General features: G+C 30.6%; 18 protein-coding genes. 6 read left to right on the top strand and 12 right to left on the bottom strand.

Annotated features, from left to right (window positions below; all coding sequences use genetic code 11):
- Positions 1-353: 353 nt before the first annotated feature.
- Together V9L05_RS21135 and V9L05_RS21130 are read left to right on the top strand one after the other, a co-directional pair.
- On the top strand, positions 354-908 hold the full coding sequence (locus V9L05_RS21135; RefSeq protein WP_338813827.1) for a prephenate dehydratase domain-containing protein: 555 nt from the start codon (positions 354-356) through the stop codon (positions 906-908).
- 64 nt (positions 909-972) lie between these two features.
- Entirely contained in the window at positions 973-1284 is a 312-nt protein-coding gene (locus tag V9L05_RS21130; RefSeq protein WP_338813826.1) for a chorismate mutase, read from the top strand.
- A 95-nt stretch (positions 1285-1379) separates the two neighbouring features.
- Here the strand turns inward: V9L05_RS21130 and V9L05_RS21125 are convergent, their stop codons facing one another.
- A complete protein-coding gene (locus V9L05_RS21125; RefSeq protein WP_338813825.1) occupies positions 1380-2123 on the bottom strand; it encodes a DUF4197 domain-containing protein in 744 nt (247 codons plus the stop codon).
- Positions 2124-2281: 158 nt separating this feature from the next.
- Here V9L05_RS21125 and V9L05_RS21120 point away from each other — a divergent pair, with 158 nt between their 5' ends.
- Positions 2282-4915 carry a serine/threonine-protein kinase gene (locus V9L05_RS21120; RefSeq protein ID WP_338813823.1) on the top strand — a complete coding sequence of 878 codons (2634 nt, stop codon included), beginning with the start codon at positions 2282-2284 and terminating at the stop codon, positions 4913-4915.
- A 16-nt stretch (positions 4916-4931) separates the two neighbouring features.
- On the opposite strand, the gene V9L05_RS21115 is transcribed toward V9L05_RS21120, so the two are convergent.
- Positions 4932-5504, bottom strand: coding sequence for a DUF3109 family protein (locus V9L05_RS21115; protein ID WP_338813822.1), 573 nt, complete (start codon positions 5502-5504; stop codon positions 4932-4934).
- A 510-nt stretch (positions 5505-6014) separates the two neighbouring features.
- On the opposite strand from V9L05_RS21115, the gene V9L05_RS21110 reads away from it, so the two are divergent.
- Positions 6015-6596 (top strand): C40 family peptidase, encoded by a 582-nt coding sequence (locus V9L05_RS21110; protein ID WP_338813821.1) that lies wholly within the window; start codon positions 6015-6017, stop codon positions 6594-6596.
- A gap of 65 nt (positions 6597-6661) precedes the next feature.
- On the opposite strand, the gene V9L05_RS21105 is transcribed toward V9L05_RS21110, so the two are convergent.
- From V9L05_RS21105 to V9L05_RS21070, 8 genes are all read right to left on the bottom strand, one after another.
- Positions 6662-7000: a hypothetical protein gene (locus V9L05_RS21105; RefSeq protein WP_338813820.1), complete on the bottom strand. Its 339-nt coding sequence runs from the start codon at positions 6998-7000 to the stop codon at positions 6662-6664.
- Positions 7001-7065: 65 nt separating this feature from the next.
- Positions 7066-7383, bottom strand: a complete 318-nt coding sequence (locus V9L05_RS21100) for a hypothetical protein (RefSeq protein WP_338813819.1) — start codon at positions 7381-7383, stop codon at positions 7066-7068.
- 61 nt (positions 7384-7444) lie between these two features.
- A complete protein-coding gene (locus V9L05_RS21095; protein WP_338812543.1) occupies positions 7445-8638 on the bottom strand; it encodes an ISL3 family transposase in 1194 nt (397 codons plus the stop codon).
- A 129-nt stretch (positions 8639-8767) separates the two neighbouring features.
- Entirely contained in the window at positions 8768-9013 is a 246-nt protein-coding gene (locus tag V9L05_RS21090) for a hypothetical protein (protein WP_338813818.1), read from the bottom strand.
- Between the two features lie 118 nt (positions 9014-9131).
- Positions 9132-10175: an IS630 family transposase gene (locus V9L05_RS21085; protein WP_338813817.1), complete on the bottom strand. Its 1044-nt coding sequence runs from the start codon at positions 10173-10175 to the stop codon at positions 9132-9134.
- 119 nt (positions 10176-10294) lie between these two features.
- A complete protein-coding gene (locus tag V9L05_RS21080; protein WP_338813816.1) occupies positions 10295-11128 on the bottom strand; it encodes a purine-nucleoside phosphorylase in 834 nt (277 codons plus the stop codon).
- Positions 11129-11203: 75 nt separating this feature from the next.
- Positions 11204-11965: a SprT-like domain-containing protein gene (locus V9L05_RS21075; protein ID WP_338813815.1), complete on the bottom strand. Its 762-nt coding sequence runs from the start codon at positions 11963-11965 to the stop codon at positions 11204-11206.
- A gap of 111 nt (positions 11966-12076) precedes the next feature.
- Entirely contained in the window at positions 12077-13894 is a 1818-nt protein-coding gene (locus V9L05_RS21070; RefSeq protein ID WP_338813814.1) for a hypothetical protein, read from the bottom strand.
- A 386-nt stretch (positions 13895-14280) separates the two neighbouring features.
- Between V9L05_RS21070 and V9L05_RS21065 the strand changes: the two genes are divergently transcribed.
- Both V9L05_RS21065 and V9L05_RS21060 read left to right on the top strand, forming a co-directional pair.
- The gene (locus tag V9L05_RS21065) at positions 14281-15849 is read left to right on the top strand and encodes a carbon-nitrogen hydrolase family protein (RefSeq protein WP_338791544.1); all 1569 of its coding nucleotides are present in this window, start codon (positions 14281-14283) and stop codon (positions 15847-15849) included.
- Positions 15850-16054: 205 nt separating this feature from the next.
- Positions 16055-17725: an IS1182 family transposase gene (locus tag V9L05_RS21060; protein ID WP_338812234.1), complete on the top strand. Its 1671-nt coding sequence runs from the start codon at positions 16055-16057 to the stop codon at positions 17723-17725.
- Between the two features lie 205 nt (positions 17726-17930).
- Here the strand turns inward: V9L05_RS21060 and V9L05_RS21055 are convergent, their stop codons facing one another.
- Both V9L05_RS21055 and V9L05_RS21050 read right to left on the bottom strand, forming a co-directional pair.
- A complete protein-coding gene (locus tag V9L05_RS21055) occupies positions 17931-18266 on the bottom strand; it encodes a YbaB/EbfC family nucleoid-associated protein (protein WP_338791545.1) in 336 nt (111 codons plus the stop codon).
- A 176-nt stretch (positions 18267-18442) separates the two neighbouring features.
- Complete coding sequence (locus V9L05_RS21050; protein ID WP_338813813.1) at positions 18443-19429, bottom strand: lipoate--protein ligase; 987 nt, start codon at positions 19427-19429, stop codon at positions 18443-18445.
- Positions 19430-19457 lie beyond the last annotated feature (28 nt).

Genomic DNA, 19457 nt, shown 5'->3' with positions numbered 1-19457 from the left:
AAAATCAATTTTTCTAAAAATAATTCTTGCATTATCCAAAATAAGTGTTTATCATTGTGCATTGGTAGTCGCTTAAAAATGGGCAGACTACAAAAAAATATTCAACTTTGTAAAAAACAGATGAATCTTAACATTTTCTCTTTCAACTTTTATTATTTCTACTTTTTTAGCCCTCTAGTCAGGACAAAGAAGCAGACTAAAAGTTGATTGCCAAAATTTAAGCTACAACTCTAACCCTACAAACTTCTAAACCCTGACTTTAAACAGTCAGGGTTTTTTTTATGCTTTTTTTTAAGAATTGATAAAAAAAACTCTACAACGTTATCCTTAATGATGACATAAACTAAAACAAAATGAAAAATATCGCTATTCAAGGAAAACTCTTCTCATTCCATCATTTGGCAGCTCAAAAACAATTCGGAGAAAAAAATAACTGGTTACATTGCCAAAATTTTGATGAGCTATTACATTCAGTGGCTACAAAAAGCGTAAACATGGGAATGATTGCCGTCGAAAACTCACTTGTTGGAAATGTCTCTGATAATTATGAAAGAATTGAAGCTATGAATCTCAAAGTGATAGGGGAAATTGATTTGCCTATTCAGCTTCATTTGGCTGCAAAAAAAGGAACGCAACTTTCAGATTTGCAGAAAGTCTATTCTCATCCTGTGGCACTTGCTGAATGTGGAATTTTTCTGTCTAAAAATAAAAAGATTATTGCAAATGATTTTAGTGATACGGCTGGCGCAATTCGTTGGATAGCAGAACAGCAAAAAGAACTCAAATCTTTGAATTCGGCTGCTATTGGAGGTATTGAAGCTATTCGTTATTATGGACTTCAAGCCATTCAAAAAAATATTCATGACCATCATAACAATGTAACTAAATTCTTGGCGATAAGTCTTTAATCAGTTATCACGAAATTGTTTTTAAGTTCTAATTTCTAAAATCTTATTTCTAAATTTATTATCTATGAATGCTACTCAAAAACCACCTATTACTAATACGAATACTTCTTCTTCAATTTGTTTGAATGAATGTCGTCAGCAAATTGACCAAATTGATACTGAACTAATCCAAATTATAGCTCAACGAATGGAAGTTGTCAAAAAAATAGGAGAACACAAACGACAAAATAAATTACAAACTCTTCAACCTAGTCGATGGCAAGCTATTTTAGATTCTCGTCAGAAAATAGCTGAAGAATTAGATTTACCTTCTGATTTGATTTTAGATATTTTCGAAGTCATTCATCAAATGGCAATTCAAACCCAATCAAAATAATAATGTGTATTTTTTATATAAAAAATGTTCTATCAGAAACTAATAAATAACTTTTGATAGAACATCGTATAAAAACTTCTTTTTTAATTTACTTATTATTGTGCTTGTGGAGCTTGAGCAAATACTTTTTTCATAAGATCAGTCGAACGAGCCGAAATATTACTACGAATATTACTTTCTTCTTCTGCTACTAATTTAAAAAGCCCTTCAATAGCTAATTCAGTTGCATAATCATCTAAATCTGGATTGACATTTTTTACGAAGGGAATCTGATTATATCTACCTACCAAATCGCCATAATAACGAGTTGCATTTACTTTTGATAAATTTCTAGAAACAACAGGCTTAAACTTTGCTTTTAGTTGTTCTGTTGTTGTACGAATAAGATATTGTGTAGCTGCATCTTTATCGCCTTTCAAAATTCCATAAGCATCTTGAATAGACATAGACGTAATGGCAGATTTAAAAATTGGAGCTGCTTCTTTGGCTGCTTCTTCTGCTCCTCGGTTAAGAGTTTTGACAAATCTATCTACTTCTGATCCCAAACCTAAATCACGTAACGTAGTAGCTACTTTTTCAGCATCTTTTGGAAAAGGAATTTTGATAAGAGCATTGTTGAAATAACCTCCATCTTTTGAAGCTAATCCAGTTCCTTTCATAACTCCCTGTACAAGAGCATCTTTTAGAGCCTTTGCAATTTCTTCCTTTGTAAGAGGAACACCTCCAATACTTCCCAAAACACCAGCAATTTGTTGAGAAGTACAACTAGTAGAAAAACCTACTAAGCTAATAAGGATAAATAATGATAAAATACGAATAGTTCGGCTTGTTTTTTTCATAAAAATGAGATTTTAAAAATAATATAAAGTTTGTTATTAGGGTAAAGTTGGCATTTTTTGAGCCAAAAAACCTAAAAAAAGATTCAAAAAATAATAAAATTCTTAATTTTAAAAATGCTATTCGTAAATTGACATAAAAAAAACTACTACTAATTGATATGGACGCAAATCGTTGGCAACTTATTCAAGATATTTTTTCAGAAGCATTAGAGCTAGAAGAACAAGAAAGAGCATCTTATGTTTTGGCTAAGACAGAAGGTGATAAAGAACTCAAGGAAGAAGTTGAGAAACTTTTAGAAGGAGCAGAAAAAGCAAACAGTTTTTTTGGAAACTTAGAAGATAGAGTTTCGGATGCATGGCAAAAAGCAGCTGAAACAACTCTTCTTTCAGAAGGCGAAAAAGTAGGTGTTTATCAAATTGAAAAAGAAATTGGACGTGGAGGAATGGCAGTCGTCTATTTAGCAAAGCGTATTGATGGCGAATTTGAACAAAAAGTAGCTATCAAAGTGATTAAGCGAGGAATGGATTCAGATGAAGTTTTAAGGCGTTTTATGGCTGAAAAACAAATTTTGGCATCACTTAATCATCCTAATATTTCTAAAATATTGAATAGTGGACTTGCGCCAAATGGTCTTCCTTATTTTGTGATGGAATATGTAGAAGGAATGGATTTAATAGAATATTGCAACCACAATAAACTTTCTATAAAAGAACGTTTAGAAATTTTTATTCAGATTTGTCGCACTTTACAACATGCTCATAGAAATCTAGTCATTCATAGAGATTTAAAACCTTCAAATATTTTATTAGAAAATACTCAAAATATAAATCAATCATTAAAATTATTAGATTTTGGAATTGCTAAATTATTAGGAGAAGAAAATGATTTGAGAACCAAGACAGCTATGCGCCTTCTGACTCCTGAATATGCAAGTCCAGAACAAATCCAAGGAGCAGTTATAAGTACATCAAGTGATATTTATCAATTAGGAATTTTGCTTTTTGAATTACTTAGTGGTAGAAGACCATTTATTTTTGATAAAAATGAATCTGTTTTGGAATGGGAAAAGAAACTTACCACTTCACAAACACCAACACCTTCCAAAATCTATGAAGAGTTTTCAGAAAAAGAAGCTCAAAAAATAGCCAAAGAACGAAAAACAGATAAAAAACAACTTAAGAAAGTTTTGAAATCTGAATTACAATCTATTGTTTTGATGACTCTTCGAACCGAACCCGAAAGGCGTTATCAATCAGCTGAACAGCTTGCTGAAGATATTGAACGTTATTTGCAAAAACGCCCTATTATAGCAAAACCTAACTCGTGGGGATACAAAACACGCAAAGCATTCGAACGAAATAAGTCAGCTTGGATAGGTTTCACTTTACTATTTTTAGCTCTCATTGGTGGAATACTTGGAACAACCTATCAAGCCTATAAAACAAAACAAGAAAAACAGAGAGCTGAACAAACATTAGCTTTTATAACAGATTTATTTAAAAGTCCTGACCCAAGGCTTTCAGATTCAGAAGGAAAAGATATAAAAGTAAGTGAATTTTTGAAAGCAAGTGAAAAGAAAGTATTTAGAAATTTAGAAAATCAACCAGCACTTCAAACAGAACTTCTTACTATTCTATCTGATTTGTATGATAATATGAATTTGGCAAAAGAAGGAACTGAGCTAGAAGAAAAGCTATTACCAAAATTTATTAAAGAATATGGTAGAAACTCACCACAAACAGCTGAAAGTATTAGAAAAATAGCTGCGTGGTCTTTTGAAACAAATAAAAATGTGGATAAAACAGATTCTATATTTAGAGAAGCCTTTGATATTTTTGAAAAAACATATACAAAGGAACATAATAGATATGCCGTTTTACTCAATGAATATGGCTTGTTTTTACAAATATCACGTGCTGATTTGGAAAAAGCAGATTCTGTTTTACAACAAGCAGGAAAAATTTTAGTGAAAAATGATACACTTACAGCTGATTATGGAAATAATTTGTCGTTTCGTGGACTTATTGCCAATCAAATGGGAAGACTAGATGAGGCTCTTTCTTTATATGAACGAGAATTATTTATCAAACAAAAAATAAATCAAGATTCAGTTGGATTAGCATTAGTAAAAGTAAATATAGCCTCTGTTTATTTCAAAAAACAAAATCTTATTCGTGCTGAAACTGTAAACAAAGAAGCTCTAAAAGTGATGGAGACAGAATTAGGAATGGAACACAAACATACACTGACTGCTCTCAATAATTTAGCTGCTGTTTATGCAGCACAGGGAAGACACGATTTGGGAAAACCAATTGCACTTCGTGCTTATAATGGCTTTTTAAATAAATATGGAGAAAAAAATGATAAAACAGCAGCAGCAGCATTAAATGTAGGTTTTTATTATATCAAATTAAAAGAATTTGATTCGGCATTGGTTTTTATCAATCAAGCAAATCAAACCTATAAACAGCTTTTTGGAGAAAATCATTATGTTACAGGCGTTCCTCTTTTATCAAGAGTAGAAATTTGGCTAGGAAAAAATGAAATTCAAAAAGCGATGAAAGATGCTCAAAATGCAGATGAATTACTTTCTTCCCCTCCTATTCCGACTATTCACTATTATAGAGGAATGGTTAATTTCCGTCTAGGAAGTTGTTATATAGCTATGAAAGACAAAGTGAAAGGTATAGAATATCTTCAAAAAGGTATAGATATTCTGATACAAAGTAATGGAGAAACACATTATGCAACTCAAGCAGCTATGAAACAGCTTGCAGAAATTGAAAATTAATAAAAATATGTAAATCTTATAATAATTCTTTTTCAATAAAATTAGTTAATTCATTGTACCAATCCGTTCCATATTTTCTTATTAAAGGTATTTTTAAGAATTTATAAACAGGTACTTTTAACTCTTTTCCTAAGCTACAAGCAGGTGTGCAAATTTCCCATTCATCATAATTTATAGCATCAAAACTAGCGTATTTTGTTATACGAATAGGATATAAATGACAGGAAATAGGTTTCTGATAATTTGTTTTTCCAGCTTCGTATGCTTTTTCTATGCCACATTTTGTAATTCCTTTTTCATCATAGGTAACATAAGCGCAAGCTGTATTTCTTTCTATCAGCGTTGTTGAAAATTCATTATCTTCATCTAAAACGTATTTTCCTTGTTTTTCTATGGCTTCAATGCCTTCTTTAGTCAAAAATGGCTTTACATCTTCATAAATATCTTCTAAAATATGTCGTTCATCATCTTCTAAAGGTGCGCCCATTTCGCCTTCTACACAACACGCCCCTTTACATTTGCTTAGATTGCACACAAATTGAGTAAAGGCTAAATTATCACTAACTAGAGTATTTTTTATAGGAATCATTTGTTCAGTTATAAGTTAAAACAAAATAATTATCTTGTTTTAAACATTTTTGCATAGTTGGTTATATAATCAAGCAAAAATACGATGATTTATTCTATTATAAAATCTTTTCTGTAAAGTTTTGAGATTGGACTCAATTAGAATTAATTCTAATTAAATAATACTTTTTGTTTCAAAGTTAATAAATAGCTAGTTGTCTTCTTCTCTCTTCTCTTCTTTTTCTTGTAGCAATACTAAAATGTATAATTGTAAAAATGTGCTTTAATACTACTTAATTCAATAAAATTTGATAAGCAAAGTAAACACACATAAAATTATATTTATTTCATTTAAAGAGGGTTTTGAAAAATGAGGATTGAAAAAAAATCAAAATTATAACTTCTTGTAAATTATTATTTGTGGGATTTGTTATAACTACCTTTAAATCAGTTTGGAATAGTTTTAGAATAGTATTTTGTAGATTCATAACCAAATAATTTATTAAAAGAATACTCTAAAACAATTATCCTAATGAAAATATTAAAATTTACTTTTTTACTTCTTATTTCTGTTATCTTGTTCTCTAGTTGTGGAAATTTCAAAATTGTTACAATTAATGATATTAACAAGAACGAAAATAATGATAAAACTTTGAATTCCAAAGTTGAAGCGTCAAACCAAGGTTCAGAATCTGTTTCAAAAGCAGAAAAATACAGAGAATCTCTATTGAAGGCTGAAAAAGTTGTGGATGCAGCTCGTGAGCAGCTTGGGACTCCTCATTTACTCAAAAATCCTAAGAAAAAAAGAGCTGTTGATTGTTCTGGAATGACTTGTAAATCGTATGCTGCTGTCGATGTAAAATTACCTCCTACTACGACTGGTCAAGCAGAAATGGGTAAGTTTGTGCCTAAAAAAGCTCTTCAAAAAGGAGATTTAGTGTTTTTCTCGTCTAAAAAAAATAATGGTAGAATTTCTCATGTAGGTCTTATTAGTCGTGTAGAGGACGGAAAAACTTTTTTTATTCATACATCCACGTCTAGGGGCGTTGTAGAAGATGATTTTTATATGCAGCACTGGCAAGATAATTTTGTTACTGCTCGTAGAGTTTTATAAAAAAAATATAATACATTAAAAATAATTTATATTTTTATACTTTGAGGATGTAAATATAACTTATTTTATTTACCAAAATGATAATTTATAACAAAATTGTAATTTGTAAGATTGTTTTTATTAAAAATATACTTTTCACCTTCTTGATGTGCTGTACTTTCTTTTCTGACAATTAAGCATTGCATTTCTAATCCTTCAAAATATCCTTCAAATTTATATCTTATGTCAATATTAAATTGATAATAGGACGGCAGTTCGTATTTATTTAATCTATATTCTGTAACGCTTGGTAAATTATAATAGCCATATCCAAGCGTAAGTAAAAGAAATTTTATGATGCAACCAAAACGAATGATACTGTGTACTAAATGCATGTAACTCGCCTGTCCCTTCATTGCGTTCACGAGGCATAAAAGTAAAAAACGGTTCTCTGCCCCATTCTCTAGGCAACAAAAAACGACCATCTTTATTAATTCGTGTATAATTTAGAGTAAACCTTGGTATAGTAATATCCTCTTTGATTATCTGTAAACATCATGAAATTACGGAGCTTTGCACTAAAAAATCCTTTTCGAAGCGCATCAGCTAATGTTTGTTCCTCCAAAGAGTCTTCAAAACAATGAATAATTGGTAATAACTCTTTAAAAGAAAAATGAGGATCAGGTGCTTGTTCTCTTTTTAGTGTATGATGATTTTTTTCTTCTTTGGTATTATGCTCTTGTCCGTAAACTGTCGCAGAAGAAAACAAAAAAGCATGTAAAATAAGTGTGTAAAAAGTGAATTTCATTCTCTGTCTTTTATGTAAACTGACTGGATAAAAATAATGGTTGTCTGACAATTTTTGTGTTTTAGTTTGAAATAGCTAATGCTCTCCATCTTAGATGCTCAAAGTTAGGCATTCCGAATGCGACTCTTCTTATACTTCTAATTAGATTATTTAATCCCTCTGTTACAGCATTTGATAATGAATTTTTGACATAATTGGCTACATATTCCATTGTACTATTTAAAGTATTTGTAAACGATTTAAAGATGTTTTTCAGCTCCTCATTCATACTTCCTACCCATTCCTCTATTTTTTGTAGTACTATTTCTATTTTTTGGTTATTATCAAGAATATGATGAAACTGTTCTCTTTTCCAATAGACTTCTTTTAACAAGGGACAATCTTCAAAACAAAGTTGTAAGTTAATTAATTCCTTGTCTGATAAGTTATGATATTGTTTATATAAAATCCACTTTAAACGGCGATAATTTAGGTTATCAGTTTCTGACTTTCTGAGCAGTTTACGAAATTTATCAACACAACTATTGAGTAAGTTAGTCACATGAAATCTATCTAAAACGATAGTTGCACTAGGAAAACAGTGTTGAGCTACACTAATATAACCTCTCCAATAATCACAAGAAACATCTGTAATTTGCTCACAGAAGGAACTACCTAACGACTCAAAATGAGCAATCAAATCTTCTTTTTTGCGACTTTTTAGTATATCTACTAGTGTTCCTCTATCTAAATCTGTTAAAACACATAGATAATCTTTCTTACCTTTTCTATGGCTTTGTTCATCAATTCCTAAACGTTTTACTTGAGCATAACGTTGGGCTAAATCAACTCGTTCTTTACAAAGAGACAAAACTGTACGCTCAACCGTTTTAGGATGAACATTTAAAATGACTGCACTTTCTGAATAGCTTTGTTTCCGAGCCACCATAAACATAAAATCTTCTTGACGATGAGTATGAGATTTATTCGCATCTGCAAAATCAAGTGACTCAGTAAAATAACTAGTACAGGTTTTACAGTAAAATTGACGTATTTTTATGGATAAATAAACCTCTCTTGAAATTAAATTTAAATCACGAACAATGCGTTTATAACTCTGATGAACTTGAGAACTAACTTGACCACAAGTAGGACAAATACAAGAACTCGTTGATAATTTACAAGAAATAGTAACTTTGTCTTTTGTCAATTCAACAGCTTCTACTTTTACAGAAGACAAATTGAGTAAGTGTTCATATAATTCTAAATTTTCCATTGCTAAATATAAATACTTTTTGTGTTTCCACAAAAATTGTCAGACAACCAAAATAATAAAACAAAATTAGTTCTTCTGTTTATCTATGTCAGTTACAAAAGTTACAGTCTTAGCAAAATGAGTTCACTTTTAATTCTCTTTTGGAGAATAGTCTTCACAGTAATAAAGGTTTCTCAAATTAATTGATGAATCTCTATCATTATTCTTAACTCTCAAAATGAGATATTTAAGTTCTTTATTTAATGTGTCTCCAACATTTATGTAAGAAGCTGGGTCTTTTTGCTTCAAAAAGTAAAAAGAATTTTTTTTTGCATTGTCTAGTATTAAAATATCACCTCTTACCTCAACTCTGTGTGGACGCTTTGCAATTACCACTTGGTTATCTATTGTTCTATTGTACCATTCATCTAAATTGACACAGGCAGGTAAAACAGGAAATCCATACTTCTCTATGTAATACCAATTTTCATATATGTGATAAGAAAAAATATACTCAATAGAAATTGGTTTTCGAAAATTGGACGTGAAAATTAGGGGCTAAAAGTGTTTCTAGCTCATCTTTATAATCAACGATATATTCAAAAAATGCAAGGACATTAGTCCTAAATTTTTCAAATGTATTGTAGTATTCATAATCAATTATTTTCTTTCTCATCAACTTCCAAAGTCTTTCAATTAAGTTTAAATTAGGCGAGTAGGCAGGCAAGTAAATGAGTTCTATTTTAGAGCCATATACCCAGTCTTGCACCAAATAAGATTTGAAATAGGAGGCTTGGTCTAAGACCATATACACCTTGCTTTTATCTAAATACGCTGCTTCTACTTTATCTAAAAATTCTCTTACACTCTCTGAATCAACTGTTTCTGATTCACTAATGAGTATATCGCTTGGATTTTGAATGTTTACTGTACCTGTCAAATTTATGCGCTTTCTACCACTACTACTTTTAATTTCTCTTTCCTCTCCTATTGGAATCCAAGCATAATTACTTCGGGTATTCCATTGAGGATGAACAGCATCTGCGTAGAGTAGAACAGCATTTTCTGAATCTAAACGCTCTATCAAAGCCTCTATATCTTCTATAAAGTGAGTTTGAAGTTCTTTATCAGCTTTAGCAGGAACTGTTTTTGTCTTTTTATAAGAAAAACCTAGACGTTTCATCAAACTAGGAAGACTTTTAATAGCGTAATCAATACCTAAATTTTCTTTTATCCAATAAGCAATAGACTGGCAGTTTTTATGCAAGTGAGAACGAAGTTCTTTATCTAAAGCTGCCAAATCAAAACTATCCAACTTACCCCAAAAACCTAAATAATTAGAAGAAATAAAACCAGAAAGACCACAGGAATTATAACTTTTTACATAATTATAAACACTACTTAAATCAACACCTAAAAGCTCTGACAACTCCTTTGCTGACTTACCTTGGTCAAGACCTAAAAGAACAGTACAACGAATATAGTCCTTCTTTCCTGAAGAACTTTTACGATAATCTTTTAAAATATCTCGTTCAGAAATACTAAGTTGAAAATTCATAAGCTAAAAATAATCAAAATTTAGATATTTTTGAAATCTAATTACGGATGAGTATAAATATTGGAATGAATATAAATAAAATAATAATGGTATTCATTATTTTTTGCATCAATTATTAGTTATTTTAATTTATTAATCATTTCTTTAAACAAAAAAGCCATTTTAGGTTCTGCAACAGCAGCAGCAGTTAATACTTCTTCTAACGTAATTGGCTTTACATTTTCGGGCTGACACAAATCTGTCAGAACAGAAACAGCAAAAACAGGCAGATTCATATGTACGGCTGCAATCACTTCTGGAACAGTCGACATTCCGACAGCATCTGCGCCTATCGTTCTGAGATAACGATATTCTGCTCTCGTTTCAAGATTAGGTCCCGAAACGCTTACATAAACTCCTTTATGAAACTTTATATGATGATTTTTTTGCTCGTTTTCTTTTACAATTTCGTCAGCTAACTGAATCAGTTTGCTACAATACGGCTCAAACATATCTGGAAAGCGAATACCCAAAGCAGGAATATTTTTTCCAATTAATGGATTTGAAGGCAAAAGATTTATGTGGTCTTCTATAACCATCAATTCACTCAATCCATATAAAGGATTCAATGCACCAGATGCATTCGAAATAAATAAATAGTCGATACCTAGCATTTTCATGACACGAACAGGAAATACAATTTGTTTCATCGAATAGCCTTCATAATAATGAAAACGTCCTTGCATAACGATTACATTCTGACCAGAGAGTTTTCCAAAAATAAGTTTTCCTGCATGACTCTCTACTGTTGAGAGTGGAAAATGAGGAATGTCTTGGTATGAAATAGTAAGTTCAATTTCTACCTCATCTACCAATGCACCCAAACCAGTTCCCAAAATAATTCCTACTTTTGGCTTTTCTTTATAAAAAGAACGAATAAAAGTAAGTGCTTCATTGAGTTTTTCGAATTCCATAGGTTTTTAGGTTTTAGGGATTAGTTGTAAATGATAAATTAAATACTATTTGTACTTTGACTTTCAAATATTAATCTAAATCGGCTTTTTATCCAATTTCTTCAAATATTTCAGTAAGATATAATATTTTTTAAATCGATTTCCTTTGTTGTCTTTGTATTCTCCGTTTTTATCTAATGCCATTACGGTTGCTCGTTTTGTGATTCGGTGTATTACTCCTGTATAAGTTTTTCCGTCAAAAGTAAACTTTACCCAATCATTAACTCTCAGATCATATTCTTTTAGAGCTTCCATTTTCCCCGTAAGAAGTTGATGTGTAAAAGCTGTATGTCCGAAAATAGAATTAGCTAGTTTTTTAAAATTATCTTTCTTACAACTAGAATCATTAAAGGCTATGAATTCTATCAAATGAATAATTTCGTGTTCGATGACATGCATGAGGGCTTCTAAACGATTTTTGGTTTCAAAACCTGCTAGATTAATAGTTTTATTATCTGTTTGTTTTTTGAAAGAATTAAAAATTAAATATGCCGAAATACGCATCCTAAACTGAATCGGATTTTGCTTTGTAACCTTATAATACATCAGTTTCCCACCTGCCGAAGTCATTTTTTTAGAAAAATCAAAAGCCATTCTATCAACTATTTTGCTTTCTTTAAAGTAATTATCAAAAAAATGAATGTCATATAATTCAAAAATCAACTTTACATCATTATTCGAAACGACTTGAAAATTATCCGTTTTTATTTGTTTGGATTGAATAAAAACTTGCTGACGGACTTTTTCAAATCGTTCGTTTATTTCCTTTTTTGAATAGTTGTAGGTTAGAAGTTTCATAATAGTTTAAATCCTCAACGACGGTGAAACCTTGTTGACGGTTGAAAAAAATCTTGCTATCTTTAACCGTCGTTGAGGTCAAATGAACCATCAATGAGAATTAGATAAAATTTACATTTCGATTCCCATTTTTTGCATCAAAAATACAGCATTTGTATTCTGACAAACGCCTTTTTTGATTTTGTAAGGATAATGAAGACCTGTTTCCATATTTTCTACTTCAAAGGCGTAGTTTGTAATTTTGTCTGGAAACTCTGCTTCTAATTTTGAAAGTTCTACATCGTGAGAAGCAATGAAAGCAGTCGCAGGAAGTTTTAAAAGCTGTTTGATAATTGCTACTGAACCCAAATAACGGTCTTTTGAATTTGTTCCTCTCAAAATTTCATCTAAAAGAACTAAATTATATTCTCCTTTTTTATCTGCTTCTTCCAAAATATCAAGAATTTGTTTTAGTCTTTTGAGTTCTGCAAAGAATGAAGATTCTCCTTTTTCTAGTGAATCAATAATACGCATACTACTACTAATAAGCATAGGAACAAAATCAAATTTTGTAGCACAAACAGGCGCACCAGCGCATGCCAAAACCATATTTATTCCCAATGCTCTCAAAAATGTACTTTTTCCTGCCATATTTGAGCCTGTAATAAGTGCAATTTCACGTATATTTTTGGCTGTAAAATCATTGTCGATTCTAACTTCTTGTTTTAGAAGTGGATGCGACATTTCTACAATCTCAAAAGCATTTTCTGTTACTTTTTGTTCGCTTCCATTCATATTCAAAACAGAAATGGTAGGAAAAATATATTCTTTATGATTGAATGAAAAAGAAGCCAAACTAAATAAAGCCTCAAATTCTGCCAGCGTTTCTACCCATTTAGGCGTATCGTTTTTATGTTCTTTTCGCCATTTTTCTAGTTTTATAGCAAAATGAATATCCCATAAGAAAAGTCCATTTAAAAACATAAAAGCAACTCCATTCATACGGTATTCAAACAGTTCTAATGTTTTGGCTAATTCTTGAGCTGCCTTCGAACTTCCTTTTAGGTCATTTTGTAAAGTCTTGGTCTCCTCTTTTTGAAAAGTAGCATTTTCTATAATTTCCCATAAAGAAGCGTACTTTTGCAGAAAAGGAATGTTTTTTCCTACGATGTCATACGTCATTTGTAGTTTAGGAAACATACTTCCCACAATTCCGAGTTGAACTAAAGAAAGAAAAACAGGTAAAATATAAGTAACAAATCCCATAAATGTAGATACCCAACTCAAAACAGTAATAAGAGGCAAAACAAAACGAATAATATTTAATACTTTGCTTTCCAAAAATGAATCTTCTGATTGAAGCCATTTTTTAAGTTGAGAATATTCTTTTGGTGTTTCTTCGCTTAAATGCGCTGTTGTTTGTAAGTCAAGACGTAATTCTGTGCTTTTTTTTGAATCTTGTGCTAGTTCTTTTACAATTTCTTGTCTTTTTGTAATTGTCTTTTCATCTGTTTTTTCTGAAAGCCAATTTGCTAAAAAACTTCTTCCTACACTTGTGTGTGTGCGTGAGATATAAGAGAAAAGACTTGTTTGTCCGAAAATATCTAAATCTTTGATGTAAGCGTGCAGAACATCATAAAATTCCATTCCATCATCCAGATTTTCGAAGTTATACTCTAATCTTTCATTTTCTTTTTCTAAAAGAGTAATTCTTGTTTTCCAATAATTTCTTTTTTGTTCAGATTTTTGATATAATTTTACTAAAAAAATAAATCCAAAAAATAAGAGGAAACTAGAACCAGTTACGATTTGCCAGCCTTCATTAAGCAAAAAATAAAGAACTACTAAGGCAGCAAAAAAATAAACCAGTCTAATTGTTGCAATCAAACGAGATTGATTTTTAAATTTTGAAAAGATCTGATTAGCTTCTGAAAGATAAGATTGATACATATTAGAGTAGATAATTGTCAGTTAATAACTATTTGTATTATAAAACATTATTTAAAAAATGTAATATTAAAAGTAATAATTTGTATTTTAATCACTTAATAATTATTGAAAACAATCTGAAATAATAAAGGTTTTATTTTAAATAAAGTGTACTTTTGCGTGCTTTTATGACTGCACTTAATCGCTCAATTACTCATTAATCTATATTTTCTTTGGAGAAAACGAGTCTAAAAAATGAGATTGCAAATATACATAATACTCTACAAACAGACTTCAAAAAAGCACTTGTTTGTAGAGTGATTTTACAGAACAATTCTTAGTTCTGTGTTTTTTAACCTAAATTAGTAGCTTATACTGATTTAAAATTTAATTTTTAACTTACTTTTATGTCAATAGATAAAAAAGAAAATGTTATATCGACTTTCGAAACTGAACAACACGTATTAAAACTTCGTACTGTTGAGCCAACCGATGCAGCCGATATTGAAGAAATATCAAAACTGATTTATGCAAAAGATCAAGCGTGGACGAAAGAGTCAATTATGAAATTGCTTGAAATGTTTCCAGAAGGACAGATTTGTATAGAAGACAAAGGAAAAGTAATTGCTTATGCGCTTAGTATGGTAATTGATTATTCCAAATTTGGAGATAATCATACTTATCATGATATTGTAAGAGATAATTTTATAAATCACGACGACGATGGAGATGTTATTTACGGAATTGAGGTAAGTGTAAATCCAAATAGCCGTAATATGCGTTTAGGAAGACGTCTTTATGATGCTCGTAAAGAATTATGTGAAAATCTAAACCTAAAAGGGATTATTGCTGGAGGACGTATGCCAAACTTTAGTAAATATTCTGATTCGGTAACACCTAGACAATATCTAGAGAAAGTACGCCAAAAAGAAATTTACGATCCTGTTTTGACATTTCAATTGAGTAATGGTTTTCACGTAAAAAAAGTATTGCGCAATTATTTACCTGATGATATAGAATCAGAAGCATACGCAAGTCTTTTAAAGTGGGATAATATTTATTATGAAGAAAAACCTGCTCTTGTAAACCAACCAAAAGAAGTTATACGTATTGGTGTGGTTCAGTGGCAGATGCGTAATGTAAAATCAGTAGAATCATTTTTTGAGAATGTTGAGTTTTTCGTAGATGCGCTTAGCTCATACCGTGCTGATTTTGTTCTCTTTCCTGAATTTTTCAATGTTCCTTTGATGGCAGAGTTTAATGAAGAAGATACAGCAAAGGCAATTCGAAAACTAGCAGAATATACCGAAGAAGTTAGAGATAAACTTGTGGGTTATGCTGTTTCTTATAATGTAAATATTATTGGAGGAAGTCTTCCTTTATATGAAAATGGAAAGCTCTATAATGTTTCTTATTTGTGCCGTCGTGATGGAACGTGGGATGTTCAATACAAAATTCATATTACACCAAGTGAAGTAAATGATTACGGAATGGTTGGTGGAAACAAAGTAAAAGTTTTTGAAACTGATGTAGCAAAAATTGGTATTTTAATTTGTTATGATTCAGAATTCCCAGAGCTTTCTCGTATGATGGCAGAAGAAGGAATGCAAATTTTGTTTGTTCCTTTCTCTACTGATATGCAGAATGGTTATATGCGTGTACGTGTTTGTTCTCAAGCTCGTGCTGTTGAGAATGAATGTTATGTAGCCATTGCAGGTAGTGTAGGAAACCTTCCAAAGGTAAAAAATATGGATATTCAGTTTGCCCAATCTGCTGTTTTCTCTCCTTCAGATTATTCTTTTCCTAATAATGCCATTATTGCAGAAGCAACTCCAAATACAGAAATGACAATGATTGCAGATGTAAATCTTGATTTATTAAAAGAATTACACAGTCATGGTAGCGTTCGTAACTTAAAAGACCGACGCACTGATATTTATTCTTTGAAATGGAAGAAGAAAAGCGAAGATAAGTAAACAGATAGTTATTAGTGATAAATTGTAAATGATAAGTGAAATAGCACATTTATAATATTCAATAACTTTTCTTTTCCTATCATCTAATAATTTTTTCATCAATATAAAAAAGAGGCTGTCCGAAAAGTACGGATAGCCTTTTTTTTATGGTTAATTTTTTTTATTTTCGAGGTATATATACTTTTATACTAACGTTATATAGCCTATGGCAAAAGTAGTTTTCAAAAACCAAAGTGGTAAGCAGCCCGAACTTTTTCCTGTCAATATATTTGACAAAATTCCAGCTCACCATCCTGTTCGTTTAGTTGAAAAGGTGGTTGATTCATTGGATATTAGCGATTTGATTTCTCAATACAAAGGTGGAGGTTGTTCAGCTTATCATCCAAGAATGCTCGTTAAAGTGCTATTCTATTCTTATTTATCCAATATTTATTCTTGTCGTAAAATAGCTAAAGCTCTTGGGGAGAATATTCATTTTATGTATTTATCAGGCAATTCTACACCAGATTTTAGAACAATTAATGACTTTAGAGGTAAAATTTTGAAGGCACACATTCATCGTTTATTTGGAGAAGTTGTTAAAATGTTGGTTGAAATGGGTTATGTAAGTCTTGATGTTCAATATATTGATGGAACAAAAATAGAGGCTTGTTCTAATCGTTATACTTTTGTTTGGCGTGGTAGTATTGAAAAAAATAAAGAAAAGTTAGAAACTAAAGTAAATAAAATTTTATCTGATATTGAAAGTAGTATTCAATCAGATAATCAAGAAGAAAATAAAGAAGAAGTATCTACTCCATTAGATTCAGAATTATTAAAAGAAAAACTCGCTCAAATCAATAAAAAACTAAAAGAACCGAGTAAACAACAGGCAAGAGAACTAAAAAAAATGCAAGATGAATATCTTCCTAGATTAAGTAAATATGAAGAGTCTCTGAAAATTTTAGGTTGTAGAAACTCGTATAGTAAAACAGATACGGATGCTACTTTTATGCGGATGAAAGAAGATCACATGAAAAATGGACAACTCAAACCTACTTATAATGCTCAAGTGTCCACAGAAAATCAATTTATTACCCACGTTTCTATTCATCAAACGGCAGGAGATACCACCACTTTATCCTCTCATTTAGAAGGATTTGAAAATCAGTACAATAAACAAAGTAAAGAAGTAGTAGCTGATGCAGGTTATGGAAGTGAAGAAAATTATGAATTACTTGAAAAAAAAGAAATTACTGCCTACGTTAAGTACAATTATTTCCATAAAGAGCAAAAAAGGAAAATGAAAAATAATCCTTTTTTAGTTCAGAATTTATTTTACAACAAAGAATTAGATTTTTATGTCTGTCCGATGGGGCAAAGAATGAAGAAAATAAGAGATGGAAAACGTACTTCAAGTAATGGATACGAATCGCAAGTATCTTATTATCAAGCAAAAAGGTGTCAAGATTGTCCTCTTCGCAATTTATGTCATAAAGCTGAAGGCAATAGAATAATACAAGTGAATCATCGTTTAAACCAACTAAAAGAGAAAGCTAGAAATTTACTAACTAGTGAGAAAGGATTAGAGCAGCGCAGTAAACGCCCTATAGAAGTAGAAGCTGTTTTTGGGCATCTCAAATATAATAATAAGTTTAATCGATTTACTTTTAAGGGATTAGTAAAAGTAGAAATGGAGTTTCTATTGATGGCTCTTGGACATAATTTTAGAAAAATGGTGGCAAAAACTGCCGATAAGCTAAAAAATACTTTCAATTCTAAAAAATCATCTTTTTGCACCTTTTTTTATACTCAAAAAAATCACCAAAAGACAAAATTTGTTTGCATCATCAAAAAAATCAACCAAAAAGAAGAATTACAAAAAATAGCTGCATAAAAAGAGGCTGACCTTTTCGGACAGCCTCTTTTTTAGTTTTAATAAAATAAGGAGAGAAAACACAGGTACAAGCCCGTCAATGAATGACATCCCTGCCCTGCTCACTTCTCCTTTTGCCTTTGTATAAAAAACAGGGTTAAAACCCTGTCCAATTGAATGTAGTTGCTAATAATTTAATTTACAATTTAGCATTTACAATTCAATACTACATTCCCATTCCACCTAAATCCATACCTGGGATATTAGGCATCATTCCTTCTGTGCTTTTTTGCATGTGTTCTTTACTTTTTTCCTCTGCACCTTCTAATGCCTTGTTTACTGCTGCTACTATTAAATCTTGTAACATTTCTTTATCATCTGCTTTTATAATATCAGCATCGATATCTAGTTTAATGACTTGTTTTTTTCCGTTAGCTACTGCTTTTACCATTCCACCACCTGCTTCTCCTTCGGCTGTAATATTTACGAGTTGTTCTTGCACTTCTTGAAGTTTGGCTTGCATTTCACGCACTTTACCAAACATTTTCATCATGTCTTTCATATCGAATAGGTTTGTTAGTTAATTCTTATCAATTTTTATAATTTGTTTGAATGAAAGTAAAATTACAAAAATTATTGTTTAAATTTTATTTTTTCACTTTGACTTTCAAATTTTTAATTCAGTTTTATCTTAATGGAACGTTTAGTTTATTAAAAAGTTTAAAATATACGCTACATTTAAAACCATAGTTCTAAATCTTGTTCTATAAAACCAATTGGTAAGAGAATTTTTTCTAACTCTTCTTTTTTATAGATTTGATTTACCAATTGTTGTAAGCTATCATTTAAGAAATTATCTTCTATACTAATTTCTTGAATAATTGCACCTCTACTTAATTTTATTTTGATTCTGTATTCTTGATTTTTGAACGTAATTTTTCTAGTAACTTCACTCGCTGGCGAACGTCCCCAAATCCACTCAAAAGATTTATACTTTTCTTGTGCTAATTTTTCTATTTCAATTATCTCATCTTCTGTTAGTCTATGTAAATGAAAAGGTCTATTAAAATACAATAGAATAAAATGAGCTAATTTTTCTTCAAATTCTTCTATAGTCAGAATGCTTTCATTATTATTCTGTTTTAAAATATCTTTAATATTGGTTACTTTACTTCTAACTGATTTAAGACTTTTTGAACTCACTTCTATATTTGCAGGAATTGTTATAGCTTTTCCTAGTTTTTCTAAATGTGTATCAAAAAGAAGTGTTCCATGTGTGATAAAACGGTGTTTGTTGGTGTACTGAGCTGTACCTGTAATTTTTCGTTTTTCTCCTTTGTCATTTTCTAGCCAAATATCTGAACGCTGACCAATAGAAGCATTGAGCTTTAATGTTTTCAAAAACTCTACAATAGGAACTAGCAATGAATCATAATTAGCTACCATTTTTGTGTCTAATGGATTTATAAAGCTAAAGTTTAGATTATTCAAATCGTGATAAACCGTTCCACCACCCGAAATACGACGAGAAAGAAAAATATCTTGAGCATTGAGATAATTAAAATTCATTTCTTCCCAAGCATTCTGATTTTTTCCCATAACTAAGGAAGGTTCATTTCTATAAAAAAGCAAATACTCACTTTCTTTGTCAGTAAAATTAGATAGATATTCTTCTAAAGCGAGATTAAAAAATGGATAGTGAGAAGGCGAAAAGATTAGTTTCAAAATGAGTTAAATTTTATATAGGATGGTA

Source organism: Bernardetia sp. Wsw4-3y2 (genome assembly GCF_037126295.1).
Classification (GTDB): domain Bacteria; phylum Bacteroidota; class Bacteroidia; order Cytophagales; family Bernardetiaceae; genus Bernardetia.
The sequence above is the reverse complement of the archived record's forward strand: the minus strand, read 5'-3'. Positions and strand labels throughout refer to the sequence as shown.